Origin of the sequence: Seleniivibrio sp. (assembly GCF_021209385.1) — a bacterium.
Taxonomy (GTDB): domain Bacteria; phylum Chrysiogenota; class Deferribacteres; order Deferribacterales; family Geovibrionaceae; genus Seleniivibrio.
In genome coordinates, this window is sequence record NZ_JAJOIL010000030.1 from 37442 (window position 1) to 58079 (window position 20638).

The 20638-nt window shown below is 45.3% G+C and carries 22 protein-coding genes; all 22 read right to left on the reverse strand.

Annotation, left to right across the window (positions count from 1 at the left end; translation table 11 throughout):
• Complete coding sequence (locus LRY47_RS10245) at nt 1-705, reverse strand: SDR family oxidoreductase (RefSeq protein ID WP_295224982.1); 705 nt, start codon at nt 703-705, stop codon at nt 1-3.
• Nucleotides 702-1751 carry a zinc-binding dehydrogenase gene (locus LRY47_RS10250; RefSeq protein WP_295224984.1) on the reverse strand — a complete coding sequence of 350 codons (1050 nt, stop codon included), beginning with the start codon at nt 1749-1751 and terminating at the stop codon, nt 702-704. The genes LRY47_RS10245 and LRY47_RS10250 overlap by 4 nt, the downstream gene beginning before the upstream one ends.
• Before the next feature lie 8 nt (nt 1752-1759).
• On the reverse strand, nt 1760-2422 hold the full coding sequence (locus tag LRY47_RS10255) for a class I SAM-dependent methyltransferase (protein WP_295224987.1): 663 nt from the start codon (nt 2420-2422) through the stop codon (nt 1760-1762).
• Between the two features lie 7 nt (nt 2423-2429).
• Complete coding sequence (locus tag LRY47_RS10260) at nt 2430-3404, reverse strand: phosphotransferase (protein ID WP_295224990.1); 975 nt, start codon at nt 3402-3404, stop codon at nt 2430-2432.
• Nucleotides 3397-3999 (reverse strand): hypothetical protein, encoded by a 603-nt coding sequence (locus LRY47_RS10265; protein WP_295224993.1) that lies wholly within the window; start codon nt 3997-3999, stop codon nt 3397-3399. Before LRY47_RS10265 ends, LRY47_RS10260 begins: the two co-directional genes overlap by 8 nt.
• Nucleotides 3996-4913, reverse strand: coding sequence for a transketolase C-terminal domain-containing protein (locus LRY47_RS10270; protein WP_295224996.1), 918 nt, complete (start codon nt 4911-4913; stop codon nt 3996-3998). Before LRY47_RS10270 ends, LRY47_RS10265 begins: the two co-directional genes overlap by 4 nt.
• Nucleotides 4906-5706, reverse strand: coding sequence for a transketolase (locus LRY47_RS10275; RefSeq protein ID WP_295224998.1), 801 nt, complete (start codon nt 5704-5706; stop codon nt 4906-4908). Before LRY47_RS10275 ends, LRY47_RS10270 begins: the two co-directional genes overlap by 8 nt.
• Nucleotides 5690-6652, reverse strand: coding sequence for an SDR family oxidoreductase (locus tag LRY47_RS10280; RefSeq protein ID WP_295225001.1), 963 nt, complete (start codon nt 6650-6652; stop codon nt 5690-5692). Before LRY47_RS10280 ends, LRY47_RS10275 begins: the two co-directional genes overlap by 17 nt.
• A 111-nt stretch (nt 6653-6763) precedes the next feature.
• On the reverse strand, nt 6764-7753 hold the full coding sequence (locus LRY47_RS10285) for a GDP-mannose 4,6-dehydratase (RefSeq protein ID WP_295225003.1): 990 nt from the start codon (nt 7751-7753) through the stop codon (nt 6764-6766).
• On the reverse strand, nt 7750-8325 hold the full coding sequence (locus LRY47_RS10290) for an SIS domain-containing protein (RefSeq protein ID WP_295225006.1): 576 nt from the start codon (nt 8323-8325) through the stop codon (nt 7750-7752). The genes LRY47_RS10285 and LRY47_RS10290 overlap by 4 nt, the downstream gene beginning before the upstream one ends.
• Before the next feature lie 10 nt (nt 8326-8335).
• Entirely contained in the window at nt 8336-9094 is a 759-nt protein-coding gene (locus tag LRY47_RS10295; protein ID WP_295225009.1) for a phosphocholine cytidylyltransferase family protein, read from the reverse strand.
• Nucleotides 9091-9708: a gamma-glutamyl-gamma-aminobutyrate hydrolase family protein gene (locus LRY47_RS10300; protein WP_295225011.1), complete on the reverse strand. Its 618-nt coding sequence runs from the start codon at nt 9706-9708 to the stop codon at nt 9091-9093. The genes LRY47_RS10295 and LRY47_RS10300 overlap by 4 nt, the downstream gene beginning before the upstream one ends.
• Nucleotides 9705-12056, reverse strand: coding sequence for a PEP/pyruvate-binding domain-containing protein (locus tag LRY47_RS10305; protein ID WP_295225014.1), 2352 nt, complete (start codon nt 12054-12056; stop codon nt 9705-9707). Before LRY47_RS10305 ends, LRY47_RS10300 begins: the two co-directional genes overlap by 4 nt.
• 38 nt (nt 12057-12094) lie before the next feature.
• A complete protein-coding gene (locus tag LRY47_RS10310) occupies nt 12095-12604 on the reverse strand; it encodes an adenylyl-sulfate kinase (RefSeq protein ID WP_295225016.1) in 510 nt (169 codons plus the stop codon).
• A 69-nt stretch (nt 12605-12673) separates the two neighbouring features.
• Nucleotides 12674-13858, reverse strand: a complete 1185-nt coding sequence (locus LRY47_RS10315; protein ID WP_295225018.1) for a glycosyltransferase family 2 protein — start codon at nt 13856-13858, stop codon at nt 12674-12676.
• 1 nt (nt 13859) lies between these two features.
• Nucleotides 13860-15089: a glycosyltransferase gene (locus tag LRY47_RS10320; protein WP_295225020.1), complete on the reverse strand. Its 1230-nt coding sequence runs from the start codon at nt 15087-15089 to the stop codon at nt 13860-13862.
• Nucleotides 15090-15105: 16 nt separating this feature from the next.
• Nucleotides 15106-16326 carry a glycosyltransferase gene (locus LRY47_RS10325; protein ID WP_295225023.1) on the reverse strand — a complete coding sequence of 407 codons (1221 nt, stop codon included), beginning with the start codon at nt 16324-16326 and terminating at the stop codon, nt 15106-15108.
• Between the two features lie 50 nt (nt 16327-16376).
• Nucleotides 16377-17063 (reverse strand): formyltransferase family protein, encoded by a 687-nt coding sequence (locus LRY47_RS10330; protein WP_295225025.1) that lies wholly within the window; start codon nt 17061-17063, stop codon nt 16377-16379.
• Nucleotides 17050-17514: a hypothetical protein gene (locus tag LRY47_RS10335; protein ID WP_295225028.1), complete on the reverse strand. Its 465-nt coding sequence runs from the start codon at nt 17512-17514 to the stop codon at nt 17050-17052. Before LRY47_RS10335 ends, LRY47_RS10330 begins: the two co-directional genes overlap by 14 nt.
• A gap of 1 nt (nt 17515) precedes the next feature.
• Entirely contained in the window at nt 17516-18961 is a 1446-nt protein-coding gene (locus LRY47_RS10340; protein ID WP_295225031.1) for a CDP-glycerol glycerophosphotransferase family protein, read from the reverse strand.
• Nucleotides 18962-18963: 2 nt separating this feature from the next.
• Complete coding sequence (locus LRY47_RS10345) at nt 18964-20235, reverse strand: hypothetical protein (protein WP_295225034.1); 1272 nt, start codon at nt 20233-20235, stop codon at nt 18964-18966.
• Between the two features lie 8 nt (nt 20236-20243).
• Nucleotides 20244-20636, reverse strand: a complete 393-nt coding sequence (locus tag LRY47_RS10350) for a hypothetical protein (protein ID WP_295225037.1) — start codon at nt 20634-20636, stop codon at nt 20244-20246.
• Between the last annotated feature and the right edge of the window lie 2 nt (nt 20637-20638).

The window sequence follows — 20638 nt, forward strand, 5'->3', positions numbered from 1 at the left end:
TCAAAGCCCGCCGTTTGCCGTTATTACAGACCCATTCAGAGCCATCCCTTTCATGCGTATCACCGCCAGAATTATCTCGGCGGTTTCGTCCGCGCGTAGAAATCTTTTAAGGGGCATCATGTTTATTCGGGCATTGTAATAATCGGGATTTGTGATTTTTTTTTGTGTCCAGTCGCTTGTGGGGTGCTCTGTTATGCCGGGAGCAACGGCGCATATGAGAACGCCTTTTTCGCCGTAGTATCTTGCGGATGATCGAACATATGCGTTAACTGCGCTTTTCGCCGCAACGTAGCATGGCGAGGCATTGCCGTTATCTGCCGCATCGGAACTGATGTGTATGATCTTTCCGCCGCCTGCTTCAACCATGGCGGGGATTATGAACGAGTTTATCTCTGTTGCCGCTGTCAGGTTAAGGCGCATGGTCTTTGCCATTGTTTCAGCGCTTGGCGGCTGTGTGTCAGTTTCCAGCCTGCCGCCCATGAGATGCACAACACATGTGGGCTTATGACCGTTGGCGTTGAGTTTTTTGCAGAGGGTTTCAGGTGCGCCTTCGGAAGTCAGATCAAGTGTGTACTGCGTGTCGCAGACGGCACATTCGGACTTGTCGGCGGCTATAACGAAAGCCCCGCTGTCCTTGAGCATAAGGCAGAGGGCATTGCCCATTCCGCCCGCTGCGCCTGTCACCAGTATTTTTTCACTGTTCATATCATCTCCAAAAGGCATCTTCCGTCCGTTTCTCCTTTGCGCATCATATCCAGAGCGGTGTTTATGTCATCCAGCTTAAATGTGTGCGTGATAAGCCTGTCAAGGTCGAGGCGACCCGCCTTGTACAGCCTGATATATGCGGGGATATCTTTCTGAGGAATTGTTCCGCCGCCGTGTGAGCCTGTTATGCTTTTGCCGAAGTGCAGGGGCAGAGTATAAAGCTCTGTGTTGTTGCCTTTTTTGGGTACCCCCACCAGAACTGTGCGTCCTTCCGGCGATGTTATTCCGTATGCCTGTGCGATTACGGCGGGATTTCCCGTGTTGTCTATGGCTATGTCGAAGCCCTTTATCGAGTATTGCTTCATTGCGGCTTCCAGACCCTCTTTGTCGTCTGCAAGCAGACAGACAGTTGCGCCCATCTTCTTCGCCATTTCCAGTCTGTTCTTGTGGATGTCTGTGGCTATGACAGGATAAGCACCGGACATCACAGCGCCTTGAATCATGTTCAGACCGACGCCTCCGGCACCGAAGATGATCACAGAATCGCCTATCTTCACCTGCGCATCGTTCTTTATAACGCCGAGGCCTGTTGTCACGGCGCATCCGAACAGGGGTGCGATTTTCATGTCGAAATCATCGGGAATGGGTGTGAGTCTGTTCTCGGAGACCACCGCATGTTCGGAGAAAGTGGTTATCTGCCCCGAATTGAGCTTTGCACCGCGCCATGTATAGTTCGCGGGTTTTGCGTTTATTCCGTTTGATGGTTTCCAGTGCATTACAACCCTGTCTCCGGGTTTTACCATTGAGACACCTTCGCCGACCTCAAGAACCACACCGCTGCCTTCGTGTCCAAGCATGTGAGGAAGGTAGGGGTCATGCCCTTTAACGCCGCTTATCTCGCCAAGTTGTGAGCCGCATATACTGCTGTAGTGTATGCGAACAAGCACCTGTCCGTAGGCAAGGTTTTCCGGAAGGGTTATTTCGTCTATTATCAGCGGCGAATTCAGTTCTTTCAGAATGGCCGCTTTGGTAGTTTTAACCTGCATATGAACCTCTATTCAAAGTAAATGAAAGAATAGTCACCGTCGTATCCGAATTTCTCGAACCACCACTCCCATTCTTTCGGGCTGAAGAAGCACTCGCCTGTGAGCACCCAGCACATCAGGTTTACCTTCTCCTCTTCGTTTCTGTATGATTCAACAATGACGTATTTATCTTTTTTGCCCACTCTGGCAATCTCAAGAAGTGCCTTTTCAAGGTCGTAGCAGAAGAGGTTGTGCAGTGTGTTAAGTGAGATTATCAGGTCGAAGGATTTATCTTCAAAGGGGAGTTTTGCCGCGTCCGCAACCTGAAGGAAGGGTTTTACCTCCTCCTTTGCGTTTTCGATGGCATATTCGGAGATGTCTATTCCGGTAACTTTGATTCCGGGGACTAGCTGCATTATTTCATAGAGAAGAAATGCTTTTCCACATCCAATGTCGAGAACTTTGCTGTCTTTTGTAAGGTTGTATGCTTTAACAAGTTTTTCGGCGACAACCTTCCATCTTCCGTCATATTTGTATCCGCCGTAGCCGAATTTTCTGTCTCCGTCCCAATAGTCGTATCCGTATTTTTTCGCTTTCTCAATAGCCTGTGCTTTGGGATATTCGTTCATTCTGCCCAGATAGTCTCTGGTTGTTCTTTTGTGCAGATCTGCCAGATGGTCGATGTATCGCATACTTCACCTATAAGATATTAATTGCTTTGTATTTTTCGATGTAGCGAGCAGTTTTTGCAAGCTGCTGTTCCTGTCTTTGTGCTGTTTCCTGATGGTCTGCAAAGTTTCTGCGGAGAAGGTCGTCGGCGCTGAACTCGTTCAGCATTATAAATATCCATTTCCGCGCGTAAAGCTTTGTCAGAATATCGCATCGGATTTCAAAGTCGTTTTTATTATTCACCAGATATGATGTTTTTTCCATAAATAATTTGCGGAATCTGAAATCTGGAGCGGAATCCGGCTGGAGGAAAAAATCCGACACGGTTTTTGCGGGGTCGTCCCATCCTGCGTATTCAAAATCTATGAAAACTGTGCTTCCTTCATTTGTCCTTATAGCGTTGTGGTAACCGAAATCCGAAGGGGAGATTATTCTGTCCGCAGTTTCGTCATGTTCCATTGCATATTCGTTTTTCAGTTTTTCAAGACTGTCTGTTGTCCATGCAAGTATTTCAGCCGCTTCTTTTTCGACGCTGGTCTTTGGCGACATGTTTCTGAAACGTTCCACCCTGCCTGCAACGGCAGCGAAATGATCTTTTATACTGAAACAAGCCTCGGAAGCATTACCCAGAGGCGCTCTGTTGTGCTTTTCGCTGTTCATTTCCAGAAGGAAATCGGCGGCGGTGAGAACATCATTTTCTGTCAGATTCTCCTGCTCAACCTTGAAACCGTCGATGTATCCGGCAATTTCCGCGTTCAGCTCCGGAAGAAGACGCAGAAGTGCGGGAACGGACTTACTCCTTGCGCTGTTCATCATAGTGAGAAATTCGGTTTCCGAACGGTATCTGTCTCTGGTGTCTGTTTGGTGCTTGAAAAATACTTTCAGAACGTATTGCCCATCCGAGCCGAAACGGAAGACCCTGTTGTTTCGCCCGCTTTTAAGAGGCGCTAATTCACAGTGGTATCCTGCGAAAAGTTCTGCCGCTTTGACCAGAGCCTCATCCATTTGTACACTTCCGCAAAATTTCTGCTGCTGTTGCCCAGTCGGGGCAGGGGATTATGTTTGACACCGGATAATCTGAAAATCCGTAGAGGAGGGGAAGAGTGGTCTTCGGAAAAAGTTTGTGTGTGAGTATATCCGGCAGATCGTCTATGAACATGGAACATTTAAGCTCCGCTATCTTCTGAATCTTTTCCTCTTTGGTCAGGCGGAAAAATATATTCTCTTTTCTGACCAACCCTTTGGATACTATGTTTTTGTTGATATAGCCCCACGCGGCTTCGTGGAGGTCGTATTTTTCACCCAGGTAGGGGTATCTGGTTTTGTGGCTTACTATGAACAGTTCCGCGCCAAGCTCTTTCGCTGTGCTGATGAAATCCCCGAATCCTTTGTTGAGAACGGCATATTCCATCCTCGCACCATAGACAAGTCCCTGAAGTCTTGTCCAGCTCTCTTCACGTCCGGAATCTATGAGCAGCCTTTTGACATCATCTTTTTTTGCCGCCTGCACACCCGAAAGGAGTCCTTCCTCCTCAGCACAGCGGCAGAAGGCGTTGTCATAGTTGACGATTGTGTTGTCAAAATCCAGTCCTATTTTCATTTGCCACCGAGTATCCGTTTGCGTATGGTTTCACTGTCCAGACCGAAAAGCCCATGGGCATAGCTCTGCGAACCTGTGGTCTTCATAAATGTGTCGTCTATGCCGCAGCGGATAAGTTTTGCGCCGGATATGCCGCTGTCGGCGAGCCATTCCGCAACGGAGCTTCCGCCGCCGCCTGCAAGAAAATGCTCTTCCACAGTGCAGACCTTTTTAAATTTGCTGAATATATCTTTAAGGAACTCTTCGTTCTGAGGTTTTACCGTGTGATAGCTGTAAACTGCGGCTGATATGCCTTCATTCTCAAGCATTTTTGCCGCTTCGAGACACTGCGGAACAGTGTTGCCTATACCCAGCAGGCAGACGTCTTTTCCGTCAATGACAGGTGTCGGGTTCCCTATAGCAAACGAATAAGGTTCGGGAAATATGACGGGTTCGCCCTTTTTGCCCAGACGCAGATAGGCGGGACCGTGGGAGTTGACTGCCGCCGCAAGGGCGAGCCTTGTTTCTGTGGCGTCGCAGGGACAGAGTACCCGCATGTTCGGCATGACCCTGAGAATAGCTATGTCCTCTGCTGAGTGGTGGGTCGGTCCGAGCGGTGCATATGAAAGTCCGGCTCCCGTTCCGGCGATTATCACATGCAGGTTGTGGTAGCAGAGGTCAATTTTTATCTGTTCAAGACAGCGTGTCGTTGCAAACGGCGCGATAGTGTATATCACGGGGATGAAGCCTTCCAGTGCCAGTCCCGCCGCAACGGAAGCCATGTTAGCCTCCGCAATTCCGCAGTTGTAGAATCTTTCAGGGTGTGCCGCCTTGAACCTGTCGAACATCCTGTTTCCGATGTCGCCGGAGAGCAGAACAAGTTTGTCGTTGGTTTCCGCCAGCTTCTCAAGCTCTTTTACGAATGCGTCACGCATTGGCGGCCCCCAGTTCTTTTGCCGCCGCCGCAACCTCGTCCTTTGACGGTGTGCGGTAGTGCCAGTTGTTGTCGTCTTCCATAAAAGAGACACCTTTACCCTTTACCGTATGCGCTATTATGACCAGAGGTTTTTCTCTGTCAGCAGGTGCAAGAGCTTTGAATATCTGGGTGTGGTCATGACCGTCTATCTCTGCTGTTTCCCATCCGAATGAGCGGAATTTGTCCGCAAACGGCTCAAGAGGCATGATCTCTCTGCTTCTGTCGGTTGCCTGCCACTTGTTAAAATCTATTATAGCGGTAACATTGCTCAATTTTTTTGCCGATGCGAACATCACAGCTTCCCAAATAGAGCCTTCATTACATTCGCCGTCTCCGAGGAGCGTATAAAATCTTCTGCTGTCGTCTTTAATCTTCGCTGCCAAAGCCATTCCGCAGAGAATAGGCAGTCCGTGACCGAGGGAGCCTGTGGCTGCATGTATGCCTTTTATGCCATGAGCGGGAGGATGTTCACCAAAGAGCGAACCGTCACTGCCGTAGTCCTCCATCTCCTTTTTAGAAATTATGCCTTTCTCTGCCAGAACAAAGTAAAGGGCGGGTGCGGCGTGACCCTTGCTCAGAAGGAATATATCATCATCAGACATCACGGACAGGTGCAGGGTCGCAAGTATATCAGTGCATGAGAGGCATGAACCCAGATGGGGAACATGATTCATGGACGAGTTTTTTATAATCCCGTAACGTATTCTGTCGGATGCGTTTTTCAGTTCTGCGGCATCATACGAAGAGGTCACGGTTCTCCTCCACCATACGCTTCATGGTTTTGATGTTGTACCAGTCGGGTGCGTCTTTCAGCTTTCCGCTTCTGTATGCTTCAATTATCTCTTCGATAGCCTTTGCGATGCTGTATTTCGGTTTGAAACCTGTTTTAAGCAGTTTGTCGGAGTTCAGACGATAGCTTCTGGGGTCGTTGGATTCTGTAACGACTATCTCTGCCGGAACGTATTTTGTGACTGTTTCCGCTATGTCGAGTATGCTTATATTCTCAAATCCGGCGTTGTAAACACCTGTGAGGTTTTTTCCTTCGTTCATCATGAAAAGATAGACGTCTGTGATATCCTGTATGTGGATGTTGGGACGCACCTGTTTTCCGCCGAAAACGGTGATTCTGCCGTTAGTGAGCGCCTGCATGGTGAGCATGTTCACGGAGACGTCGAGGCGCATTCTGGGTGAATATCCGCAGACGGTCGCCGGACGGATTATCACTGTCTGAATCCTGTCGGAATAGCTCATGAGAACTCTTTCGGCTATCATCTTTGTCTTGTTGTAGTCGGAGATTGGAACGAGTGAAAGCTCTTCTGTAACCTGTTCCTCTTCTTTAACACCGTAAACACTGCCGGAGCTGGCGTAGATAAATTTCTTAACTCCGCAGGCGATGGCTTTTTCGAGCATGTTCATCAGCGCGAGGCAGTTGACCTCCCATGAGAGCTTTGAGTTAAGGTCTCCGCATGGGTCGTTTGCAATGTTTGCCAGATGTATGATGGTATCTATCCCTTCAAGGGGAAGGACTTCGGTTTTAAGTATGTTTGCTTTTATCGTTCTAAGTTTCGGATGGTCGGGCAGAAAGTTGCCGAACCACATGGTGTCAACGGCTGTAACGCCGTATCCCGCGTTGAGAAGTTTTTCTGTCAGAACAGTACCTTTAAATCCGCATGCTCCTGTTACAAGTATATTTTCCATGATCACTCTCCGAAATATTCTATTATTTTAAACGCTCGCCCCATGGGTGAATAGTCGCCGAGGTCTTCCGCTTTTACAGCGAAACTGCTTATTATGAACTTTAACATTTGTTCATTCCTTATGAATATAATAGTCGGGGAGAGTGTTCAGCAGTTCAAGATTTGCTTTTATCCAGTCGGCTGTTCTGGCTATCCCCTCGTCAAGCCCCACTGTGTCCTGCCATCCTGTCTCGGTTCTGAGTTTTGTGCTGTCCAGCAGATAGGCGCTGTCTTTGCCGGGTCTGTCGTCGGTTATCTCAACCGCGTCCGAATATTCTATGCCGAGATAGGCTGCTATCTTCTGTGTGAGCGCACGAATGGAGATAGTCTCTCTGGTGGCGATGTGGTAAATGTCGCCGATTTGTCCTTTTTCTGCAATTTTCAGTGTTGCGTCTGAAACGTCGTCTATGTGTATGAACGAGCGCACGGAATGTCCGCCGCCGTGGAGCGGCAGTTTTTTGCCTGAAAAAAAGCAGAGGAGCGCTTTGGGGATAATTCTGTAAAGCTGTTGATGTTCGCCGTAAACATTTGCCGCGCGGGTGAAAAGAACGGGGAATTTATAGGTATCGAAAAAGTTTTTAAGGCTCATATCTGCTGCGGCTCTGGATGTCGCATAGGGTGTGCTGGGGTTGTAGTTTCTGTTTTCGGTGACATCGCCGGAACAGCTGCCGTAAACTTCCGGTGTGGAGATATGGACGTATCTGTCCAGAAAGTCCAGATGTCTGAGCCTTTCGTGCAGGTTTATAGTTGAGAGAGTGTTTGTCATATACCAGTGGTGAGGTTTTTGCCAGCTTTCGCCCACCATGCTCTGTGATGCGAAATTCACAACAGTGTCAATGCGCTCGGCTTTTGCCGCATCAATTATCTCGTTAAGATGCTTGTTGAGGTCATACGGGCGGAAAGTGAATCTGTTCAGATTCGGGTTTGACGAGTATTTAAGAAAAACCGGATTGGTGTCTGCGCTTCTGTTTATTCCCAAGACCTGTAAGCCTTCTTTGAGACATGTATCTGTGAAAGATGCTCCCGAAAAAGAGTTACATCCGATAACCATCACTTTATTCATTTTGAGCCGCCTTTGCTGATGTAATAAGAATATATTATGTGGTCGAGGATAAGGTGCATATCCTCCACCAGCCCGTATTCGCCTTTTGGGGTGTCGACATGGAACGAGATGTCGGCAAGCTCTTTAAGACGTCCTCCGCCGAAACCGGTGACGCCTATTATGGTTGCTCCGACCTCTGCCGCATATTCACAGGCACGGACGATATTGGGTGAATCGCCGCTGCACGAAATTGCGATGATAACATCATCCGGTTCAAGTCTGTTAACAAGCTGGCTTACGAAGATATTGTCGTATCCGACATCGTTGGCTAAAGCAGTTGTTACAGGCGTGTTGTCAGCAAGGCTTGATATGCGGAAATACATCAGTCCGCGTCTTTGAAGCCCGACACCGAGATCGTTTACCATATGCGAAGCTGTTGCTGCACTGCCGCCGTTTCCCATAACGTATATATTGCTCTTCTTATGCTGAGCTGTTTCCAGTATCCTGATTATATCTGCAATGGCATTGCTGTCTATTCCGTCCAGAAGCCCCTTAAGTTTTTTAACGTAGTTTTCTATAAATTCATTAATCATATACAACCTTTTAACCTGTTATACTTTTTTGCAGTTCGGTGTTGTTTTGGTACGCTTCAAGGTCCTCTGCGGAATCGACCTCCAGCCATCCTCCGTTTATGAATACCGGAACTGCGGGGACACCCGTGTCAATAAGGCTTTGCAGAAGATCGGTCATGTACATTTTTACGGCATCGGGAGAATCTTGCAGAGCTTTTCTGTAGATTTCCTTCGCTTTTTTGAAAGTTTCAGGAGACATCCGTATCAATCCGATGTACTGCCCCTGGATATCTTCCATCTTTTCAGGTTTTTTACCTAGTTCAACTATTCTGCCGTTCTCTATCTTCATGGTTTCCGCATCTTTCAGCGGATCTTCCATCCTCATCTGCCATAGTTTCTGCCATTGCGTATCAACGACAACCTGCATGTCGCCCGCTGCAGAGCAAAGCTTCTGCATGATTTCAGGATTATAAATAATATCGGAATAACTGATGATCACATCATCCCCTTCTGCGAATGATGAAGCGCAGAAAAGAGTTTCTACCATGTTTGTTGTGCTGAAACGCTCGTTGAAAAAAAAGGTTATTCCTCTGTCTTTCAGGTGGTTGTGCAGAACTTCGCTTTTGTAGCCCGACACAACCGCAATATCACTGAAACCTGCGTTCGCAGATACATCAAGTATGTGGTCTATCATGGGTCTGCCGTAAACTTCCACCATACATTTCGGTTTTTCATCTGTCAGAGGGCGCAGTCTTCGCCCTTCGCCGCCAGCAAGAATAATCAGTTTCATTCAAAAAACCTTCTTATAAGTTCTATGTCGTTCTCCTGTGTACCTCGTTCGGGGTGCCACATGATACCGAGAATTTTCAGATACTCGTGTTCAAAAGATTCGATACAGCCGTCACCCGACCTGCTCAGTATTCTGAGTCCGAACCCTGGTATATCTATCTCATAATTATGAAAAGAGTTTACATTTTTAAATCTTTCCGTCAGAAATGAAAACCTGCCGCTGCTATGGGCAAGATCGTGACGTGTGCCTGCATGTCCTTCCGCTGTCTTGAGTTCTCCGCCGAAATAACCATTAATGAACTGCATCCCTCTGCATACTCCGAGAACAGGTATTCCTGCTTCATTACACACATCCATTACTTTTTTCTCATGACTGTCGCGCATCGCCGACAAATTGGAGTCTGACACGGAGGAAAGGTCATTGCCTCCGCTTAATATCACTCCGTTTAAACCGACGGATTGAATGAAGGAGCTGATATCCTCCGTATACGGAACAGGACACGGCAGATATCCTGCGCAGTTCAGCAGGCTGAACCAGCTTATATCCAGACAGGCTCTTATTTCGGTGTATTCTTCCATATTAACAAATCTTTGGGTGATACCTATCTTTTTCAAGCTATCACCTTCAGCGTTCTGTTCCCTGCGTCCAGTTCGAGTTTTTTTGCAGATACGCATTTCTTATATATTCGTGAGCCGCAGCCTATTGCGGCGGGGATACCAAGTTCGTGGCATCTTATGGCCATGTGCGAGTTCGCGCCGCCGAAACAGGTTACAAGCCCGCTGATTCCGCATGTGAAGAGAAAGTCATATCCGGGGTCTGCGGAAGGAAGGCAGACTATCTTGCCCTGAAGAGCTGACGAGTTTATCTCCCCGTCTGCAACAACGCCCGCCTGCACGCGTCCCAGAGTTACAAAATTCGGATTCTCCTGAGCTATCATAAAGCTGTAGATGTCGTCCTCGCGTGTTATAAGAGCGGGAAGTTTAACGGACAGGGTATAATCATACGCTGTACGGTTAGTTCTGATATCTTCCATAAAAATATCTTTAACATCCTGATGGTTAATGGATGAATACATTCTTTTTATGGTGTTGATGTTCAGAAATGCCAGATATTCCGGTTCAAGACCGACCCTCGCACCGAATTCGCCGATGAGCTTGAGAACCATGCTGACCGATCTGCTGAATATCAGTTTTGAATATTCTCTGCCCTCTATAGCGTCTTTGATGAACCTTACAAGTTCTCTGCCTTTGCAGACAAAGCCTTCCGAATCAAGCAGCTGATCCAGAACGGAATAGAATTCTGAAGAAAAATCAAAATTATTTTCTTTATCGGGTACTTCGTTATCGGCAACGCCGAAATAGGTCTCAAAACTTTCGTCGTATCGTTTTGACAGAATGTCGTAAGTTCCGGGTCTGAGATGTCCGTATTTTTCAAGAAAAACATTTTTGTCCAGATTGTGCAGATCAGAATTTATCTGCCTGCTGACGGTGTTCAGAGAAGAGAGAAACATCGCCTTTTCATGTGAAGAGATAAGTCCGCACTCCTCGAATGAATTTAAAAACTGAACACCGATGAATGCTGCTCTGGCTATCCCCGCAAAGGGCAGGGTGCCGTATCTTTTGCAGTATTCCAGATGCCAGTATATTTTACCGACAATGGGCAGTTCGCTTTCACATATTTCTTTATATTTTTCATTGAGCGTCTCTATCCGTGCCATATCGGAGCGGAAAAGCCCGCCGTCCTCTTTCATTATCCTGTTGGTAAGTTCCAGCAGAGAATTCCGTATCCCGGCTGTTTCGTCTTTTGTGAATCCGCAGTTGCAGAGCGTTTCCAGTTTCTTTTGGATTCCCGGATACCAGCATGAAAAAACTATTTCAAACTCAACCTTGTCATGAAGGAATTTGTTATCTTCCAGCTTGCGCAGGTAATATCCGGCGAGTTTTTCCGCTGTGCGGTCATCAAGATTTTTAGGAATAAACGAGTTAAACGAAACCCTTGCATCAATATAGGGTATACCTAAAAAAGAGACCATCAGCGGGTGTGAGCGGAGATTGCGATATCCGTAATTATCTCTTTGGTATGCCCAGATGCTGTCCGTTACAAGTTCCATATAAAGGGAGAGCGACAGCATTTTCGGGCGCAGTCCTATTATTTCTGCGGGGTTCCAGTCGGGCATAACGCCGAGGATGGTTTTGTCCCCGAGCAGTCCCGGATGTCTGGAATTAAGCTTCTTTATTTTTTTGTGTATCTTGTTAAGCGAATCGGAGAGATTCAGCGTCGAAAATGCTGCATCCGGAACAGTAGTGATTTTTCGTACCTGAAAAATGTAAACTGTCTCCTCAGCGTATGCAAATTCTATGTCAAGCCTTTGTTCACCCGTAAGATACATGATCTCTTCGCATGAACCGATGACTTTTTTAATGAAATTGTCAGCGCACATGTCTTTTGCTTCTTTGAAAACTATGCATGTTTCGGTATTGTTTTTCCCTGCCGTAACAGTGTCGGTGTAGCCGTCTGCAGAGTAGTTTATGATGTAATAACCGACCCCTGTTTCCGGATCTTCCGTAAAAGCTACGCCGCAATATTCCGTGCCGGTCAGCATCGGCTGGATGAATACTTCATTTTCTCCGGAATTGTCATAGCTGTCTATGACCTCCCTTACAGCGGAAATGATGCTTTCTTTATCCGGTGAAACGTTAAGCACACTGCGGAAAACTCCGGCACATGAACTTTCCGCACAGTCTTCGGACATTGCGGATGACCTTATTATTACGTCTGTTTTACCGAACATAGACACGGCTTTGTCTGCCACGGCGTTTTCATTTTCAAAAAAATCGGAGACTTTGAAGCAGAAAAGCGGGAGTATTACAGATTGTTTAACGCGATCTTTCAGCGCAAAAAGATTCTGAGCTTTGGAAGACAGTATTATTTTTTCATTCTTTTCAGAAGTTTCTGTTTTCATCTTATCCTGCGAGGGTCTGCGATGTGTCCTTAAGCTGCTTATGGTAAAACAAGTTTCAGGATTTTTTCTACATTGCCTTCTATGTCTGACATAGCAGTATTCTCAAGAACCAGATCGGCTTTTTCCGGCTTATCATAAGCCAAATCAACGCCTACGATGTTTTTGGCTTTGCCTTCCATAGCCATGGAATACAACCCCTTCTGGTCGCGTTTTCTCAGTTCATCCATGCTGCATTCGAGGAATATTTCAAAATATTCAGTGTGGGAATTTCTATTGAACTCATGAATTTCAGAGTAAAGGGACATGGTCGCGCAGATGACGTTGATATCCTGTTCAACAAGGAATTTGCATAAGCCGGCTATTCTTCTGGCATTTTTGATGCGTCCGTCCGGGTCGTGCCCCAGATCGTCCCCGAAGATATTCCGTATTCTATCTCCGTCGAGAAATACTGTGGCAGGCGAAAGTGCTTTGAAACGTTCGTAGATAATATTCCCTATCGTACTTTTTCCGCTTCCCGCGAGTCCGGTTATCCAGATGAGTTTAGCCAAAAGAACACCGCCAAAATAGTATAACCTGATTGTACCAAATTGATATTTTCAAGTACAGAGTTGTTTGTTTTAAAGAGCTGATAGAAGAACCGAAAAGACGCTCTCTTTCAGACCTGCCGACAGAATATTCTTTTCACTTAATTTTGCGGATATTTTTTTAAACACTTCCGAATCGCTCACGGTTATGGCGCACATGCCATACTCATTCTGTTTTACTTCGGACATGCGTACGGCAGATATCTGCGGGTTGTCGTCGATAATGTCATATTTGATGTTGAATTTATCGAGGAGACGACAGAACAGACTGCCCAGAAATCCATAGCCGAATACTGCATTTTTACCTTCGGGTTTGAAAATATGTTCTGCTGCAGCAACTTCTGCTTGAAAATATTCTTCAATTCCCGCACATCTTTTTTCAATAGAAAGAAAGGCGGTTTTGACATCTATGCCGGAAACGACAAGTTTCATGATAATTTCCAGAAGTTTCGGCACAAAATGCAGTTCATCGTATCTCTGAAGTTCTTCGTTTTTGAATTTGTTTCTGGCTTTCCAATATCCGTCCAGTGAGCACATGAGTTTTGCGGGATACTTTTCCATCTCAGCAAACCCGTAACTGTCGTCACTTTGCACCCAGCAGGCAAAAACTTTGTTAATATAAGCTGTTTTACAGTCAGAGGCATGAATTGAAAGAACTATTTCCGCATCGGAAGAGAGGTTGTCGTCTGCAACATCCGAATATATTTTTTTCAATATATTTCTTTCAGTAAATGCGGCGTTGAACGACAGAAAAAGCTTATGATCTAGTAATATCCTCTTTCCTGAATAAGTGCCGGAAGGCAATCCGTGGCAGTTCTTTTTTAAAAACGTTCCGTCATCGTTTACGATATCGGAACAGCCTGTGATATAGCCGATATCTGTACTTGATTGCGCCGCCACATAAACTTCGTCCAAACAGTCCGGATCGGTAAAATAGTCGTCATCGCACAGGTAGATGCAATATTTGCCTGTTGCATATTCCATTGCCATCTTTTTACTGTTTGCAACCGAACCAAGATTTTTTTCATTTTTGAAATATCTGATACGTTTATCTTTTTTTGTCAGTTCTTCTGCAACCTGAGCTGTTTGGTCTGTGGAGCAGTCGTCGGAGATTATTACCTCAAAATCTGCAAAGGTCTGGCTCATGACGCTTTCAACAGCTCTCGGTAACAGATCACACCTGTTGTATGTTGCTATCAGAACAGAGAAGAAAGGCATGTCAGTTGTCCCCGCCTTTAAGGAAAAGGGCGAATATGTAATCGTTGAATCCGCATATACTGGCTGCGCCGAGTGAAGTCAGTTCTTCATGTATTTTTTCCGAAACCGTTAAGTTTCCTATGCCTATGATGATATTATAATCTGCTGTATTAATTGAAGAGATTTTACGGACAGGTATTCCTGAAACTTCCCCGGTTATGCCGTCATCAAGAAAGAAAGCTGTCTTTATGCCTGCTTTTTTAAGGTACGCGGCAACCTCTTTTCCCGCTATGCCGGCTCCGTATATGGCGAACCCTTTGCCGTTTGCGTATCCTCGGCACGTCAGTCCGCTTATCTTTTCATGCAGGTATTCACCCAGCAGAGGATTTCTCTCGCTGAACAGTTTTTCAACTTCTGCCGCGTCTCTTATACCTTCTTTATAGAGGGCGCATAAAAAATCGTATAACGGGTTTGTGAGAAAATATTTTTCAACGTGTGCCATTTCGTCGGCTGTGAATGTTCCGTCTTCGAGGATTATACGGTAAAGATTCCAGTAGCAGTCAACCGCTCTGATAAAAAATACGGCACTTCTGTTTGCCGCCGCAAATCCTGTTCCGCCCGGATGGTGAACCCATGCAGATGCAGTAATGTTCAGATGGGCAACTTTGGAATACCAGTAGGTTTTGAAGAGAATTTCAAGTCCCGCTTCCCAGTTTGTAGAGGAGATACTCCGATATACCTTTTTAACAAGTTCCGTTTCGATAAATGCGGCATTTATATTCGGTACCAGACGCCTGTGGGTTCTGAAATAGTCCTTCCCCTGAAATATGCCGTATCCTTCAAGGTTGGCAGTTATTTCACTGTTATCATGATAATTGACAACTTTTGAATCCGCTATGACAACGCCGACTTCCGGATCTTCAAATATGGCGTCTGCGGCTGCTTTGAAAAATGAACTGTCAAAAAGATAGTCATCATCACAGAGAAACAGAACGTATTTACCTGCGGCATGATCATAGAGCAGTTTTTTAGTGTTCTCAACCGGACCGAGATTAAAGTTGTTTCTGTAATATTTTATTCTTTTGTCATTACCGGATATTTCCTGCATAACGGACATTGTATCATCTGTTGAACAATCGTCGCATACAATGACTTCAAAATCATCGAAATCCTGTGCCATAACGCTTTTCAGAGCATTGATAAGCAAAGCTGATCTGTTGTATGTCGGGATGAGAATTGAGAATAAAGGCATGGCGTTACCTTGCTCCTTAAACATCATCAAACAAGTCAAAAACAAAATTTTCAAATTTGCTTATGTGTTCGGCATTAATACTTTCGAGCCGATCTTGTATATCTACTGATATTTTTCTGTCGCCGACACCTATTACGATATTATACTGTTTCCAGTCCACAGAATCGGGTTTAACAATTTCAATTCCGCAGATGCTCCCTTCTTTTCTGTCATCGGCTATATAAGCAAGGGTAAATCCGCCGTTGATGAGACATTCCGCCGCCTCTTTGCCTGCTACACCTGCGCCGTATATGGCGAAAGGTTTTTCTTTATCAAACAGTCCGGAACGTCTTTCCATGATTGTTTTTCTGACATAAGAACCCAGCTCCATATCTCTTTCGGCAAAAATATCAGATGTTTCCGCAATACTCTTAATATTGCCGCCGACAAGAACCGTAAGGAATTCTTTCAGAGGGCGGATCATATAATTATATTCCATTTCCATCTTTTCGGTCTCTGTAAAATAGCCGTCATTGCGAAACAATTTAAACAGTTTCCAGTAGGCGTCGATAGCTCTGACATAGATTTTCGGGTCTTTTATTGCGACGGCATTTCCGGTTCCTTCGGAATGGAACCGCCAGACGAAAGCCATGTTGCTGATATGGGCAACTGTTGTGTAGTAATAGGCCAGAAGCATTATCTCCAGACCCGATTCCCAGTTTGAATCAGCCACCTGCGCATAATAGCTTTGCATGAGCTCTGTCTTTAAAAAGGCTGTGCCGAAGTTAGGCACAATATTGTCATATTTTCTCAGATAGTCTTTGCCGTAGAAAACACCGTATTCTTTTTGTATTCCGTCCAGAAATGAACCGTCGAAGGTATTTAAAATTCTGCTGTTGGCGACAACCATACCCGTTTCGGGATTTTTACGGACAACATCGGCAACAGATCTGAAAAAAGTTTCATCGGTAAAATAATCATCGTCGCACAGAAATATTGTGTATTCGCCTTTTGGGTAATCCATGCACATTTTTCTGCTGTTTCTGACCGGTCCCATATTTTCGCTGTTGCGGTAATACCTTATTCTGCTGTCGCCTGCGGCAATGTCTCTTGCTTTTTCAGAGCAGGCTTCGTTTGAGCAGTCATCTGAAATTATTATTTCAAAATCACCGAAGTCCTGACAAAGAACACTGTCCACAGCTTTTACAAGCATTTCCGGTCGGTTGTATGTTGCTATCAATATGGAAAAAAGAGGCATTGCTCCTCCGAGGTGCATTTTATTAATTATCGTCTGAAAAACGGGGATAATTACCGGATATTGTTATTGGATATCTGATCCTGTCTGTTAAGGGCTATTTTTTTGAGTACCGGATGAATCTTATAAAACATCATGCTTTTGTTTTGCGGTTGAGGTGTCTGGCTGAATGAGCCGTTTCTGTCGTACTCCTTTAAAACGTCGGCAAGCAGTTCCGAACGTATCCTGCTGTCGTATGAACCGTCAACACTGCATCCGCATATTTCAAACTCTTTTGCGGCGACGATACATCCGCCGTCGATTGATTTGTCCATTATGAATGCAGTGGCGTACGCCTTTCCTTCGTTTAGCAGGGAATAGTAAATAGTCGTACTGCCTCTGTAAAGCGGCAGCAGACCCGGATGGATATGCAGAATCCTGAATCTGCTGACATGATGTTCCTTAACTATGCCCTTTCCGGCGAATATGTAAAAATCAGCCCCTTCAGCAACATGCTCAAGGGCAGAGTTGATGTCGTCTGCTTCGATGTTTATTATCGGTATGTTTTCGGTGAGCTCTTCAAAGCTGATTTCCGGTTTTTTATGCAGTTTTTCGCAGAAGCCATAACCTGGTGAAACTGCTTTCTTTGCGCCGTAAAGGTATATCTGTGCGGGGAGAAAACCCACATTCCGCATGGCGTAGAGGTACATAAACAGTCTTGAAGAAGGTGTGCCTATTACAGAACAGTTAATGGTTTTCATTCACAAGCTCTTCAAATATTTTTAATTCGTTCATGAGCGAAAATGCGAAAAGGATCAGCTGTTCTCCGGAAAGCCGTTCATAAGCCGCTGATATCAGAGAGTCGTTCATCTTTAAAAGGGTATTGAAACATATGAGAAGCTCAGGCTTTCCAACTGAAAGACACCTTGCCGAAAGTGCATATGAAGCCGAAGTTATCAGCTTTATATCATTGTCATAATCTGCTTTGTCCAGTCTTTTTGATATCTCGAATCTTTTCAGGAGAGTCATATCAAAGACATCTGCCTTTGGCGCTTCTTCCGGCAGTTTGCCGCAAAGAACTTCAATTTTCCTGATAGCTTCCGCTCTGTTCTCTCTGTATGAATCCAGAAAATCGGGCGCGGAACAGTCGCAGAACGAATATTTTTCAGGCTCAATAAGAAGGTCTCTTTCGGTGTACGGATAGCCGCTCATGTCACACCATTTTCCAGCCGGAGGCGTTTGTACCTTTTATAATGGATTCAAAGTTCTCTATGAAATAATCTTCTGATTTACCCGGATTAAAGAAAAAGTTTTCTCTGAACTCCATAATATGTTTCTCGTCGAATTTTCTGAAAGCGCTTTCTATACCCTGCTTAAGTTCATTTACGGAGGATACGACAACTCCGACCTCGTTGCGGAATCTGAAATAGGCGTCTGTAAAAGCCGTTTCTCCTACAAAGGCGGTGATGTCCGGATTTCCCCTCTGGAAAAAGACAACGGGGCGAAGTTGTGTCAGAGCAAAATTATACCCTGTGGATGAGTGATCAGTTACTGTCAGAACAGATCTTGACATAGCTTCTTTTTGAGAATTATTGCCGGAGTCCAGAACCACCCTGCCTGACAATGCGGTCTCTTCCATTATCCTTGCGATGTGTTCTGAGGCATCTTTCAGTGAACCCGGGTGGGGTCTGAAAATTATCCGTTTATCTTCAAATATTCTTGCCAGTTCATTTAAGATATCTGCGCTGTATTTCGGAAACGATGTGTAATCTGCAAAAGTGGAGGAACCGGGAACGTATTTGCCTGCCGGAGCATACAATACGCTGTCCCTTGCATCTGAAATGTCAGAGGTTTCCTTCAGATTTATATCGACGCTTGGGTATCCGCACGGGATCAGCACGGTGGATTTTTCTCTGCGGGTATAATCCGAGACGGTTTCAAGAAGCCTGATAGTGCTTGGTCTCATACAGGCGATATAGTCGAATCCCTCAAAAATCTCTGTGAATCTTGGTATGTTGGCTCTGTTGTCCTTGTCAACAAGGTCAGTGCTGACGAAGCTTTCAAATGTGAACATGCCGTGGGGGAAATGTACTCTTCGGGACGCTTTCGGAAGTTTAGTGAACATATCGGTTGTGATGAAGACATCAATATTCTTAAGGTTTTCCACCATCCAGCCCTCAATAGGAGCGATAAACTGAAATTCTTCAGAGTAGCGGTCTTTGGAATCAACTTCCGAAAAAACCGTTACTCCGTAACCCATCTCTTTGAGTCTGAAAGGGATATCGCCCAGGTGCCTGCGATACATGTTGTGCTGGAAATATATACCTATGCTGCCTTTTTTCCCTTTTGCCATGTTCTCTGCGATACGGTCAAGGGTTGTGACAATGAAGTCTTTGTAGTGCGTATGATTTGTAATTCCCTTTTTTCGGAGATTTTCCGTGATAGCTTCCGCATACGTATCTGAATTGACTATCACACAGATGTTTTCGCGCTTTATCCTGTCGGAAACATCGTCAAGTCCCGCCACATCAACACCGTCGAAGCAGGTTCCGCATTTTGAATCGTCAATTATGAATTCAAGCTCCATGTCAGCGTATTTTTCGGCAATTTTTCTGACTGACGAATAGTGTATTCCTGACGGGTAAAGAGCATATTTCATAATCAGACCTCAAAAATACCGATAAGTTTTTTGAAATATTCTTCTGCGATGATGCTGTTTGTTTCCGGAAGCTGGTGAACTGTGTCCAGAAACATTGTACTTCCCGAACCGTACTGACGGAATATCTCATGGAAATTGATGTATTCTTTAACGCCGGCTTTAAGCAGTCTGTCTGATTCGTCGTACAGTTTTGGGAGCTGCTTATGTAAAAACCTGTGAGAGTTGTTTTCATATTTGCTTATTGTTTCCGCTTCGATGGGGGAAATTGCCTTTTTGCTGTTTATGAACGGCTGAAACCCCAGAATAAACCTGCCTCCGGTGTATGATCCGGCATAAGATTCAAACAGGGAGACCCGTTTTGCAAATGTTTCACAGACGATATGCGCAGGTACGGATGACATTACGGTTCCAAAGTTCTGAACGGATTTACGACTCTGAACCTTATCAGCCCATTTTTCCTGTTCCTGCATGTAGTTGATATCAAACTGTCTTTGAAGCCCGATACTGCTGATCTGACCGTTCATCAGGTCATTGTATCCGGTATGGGAAATTACGGCATCAGGCATGAGATTATGGCAAAACAGGGTGAACGCCGTCATTTCATTTAGCAGAACATAGGCAGATGCGCCGAAATTGAAAACTCTGAACGAAATATCCTTATTTTTAAAATGTTCGTTCAGACGTGATTCGAGGATGTCGCTGAATCTTTCGCCGACTTTCGACAGAATATCAAACGCAGCCGACCCGCCGAAGATGAGAATAAGTTTTTCGTTTTTCCCTCTGGCAGATGCCTCCCGCCAGTTTTCGGGGATTCTGAATCCGTATTCGTTTATATCTCCGAACCCGTTTGTTCTTTGCATGAAGGTGTAAGGAAAGTAATAAAGTCCATAGCCTTCCGCAGCGCTTATGCTGGAGAAATAATGTGTGTCCAGATGGCTGCAAGCCTTATTATCGAACTTTCCTATGACGCTCAACCCCGCGTAGCCGTCCATATTGGGCAGATATATCGGAATGTTAAAATCGTCTGAAATTTCAGTTCTCATGGAGACCAGAACGTCGGATTTATCCGGAGAGATACCGAAAGTGCCGTGAAGCCACATAGGTGAAAGCACCGAAGGTTCTTCTTTATATAGTATTGAACCGTCCAAAGGCAGTGACCGTTCGTTGACAAGGAGTTTCAGAGGCACGTTTTTCCATCGGTACGCTATGACGCCGAGCACTCTTTCCAATGTCTGTCTGTCGGTAAAACCTTCGGGTATATGAAGATATATCAAGTAGTCACCTAAAACATGCTGTATACGGCGGATGAGTATTTTCTGCTGTTTTCAACGCCTTTTGCAGAAACGAAAATACGCTCTGTCAGATATATTTCCCATATCGCTTTCATAAACTTAGTGGTCATAATATCGTCGAAATCATCAAGACAGTGCAGGAAATTGTCCGCTTCTGCCCTGATTATAATATCGAGTTCGTCTGTTTTTGAAAATCGCGGCATATGAAAATACTGATGCAGGTGCTCTTTTATCTTTCCGATATCGGAGCGCAGAATATTTTCACATTCACAGCTTTCGCCGTCCAGTCTGTTGCGGCATATGGCAATGAGTCTGTTTTTTGCGCTTTTCTCTTTGAATCTGTATCGGTCGATGATTTCGGTGCAAATGCTGTATATATCCATAT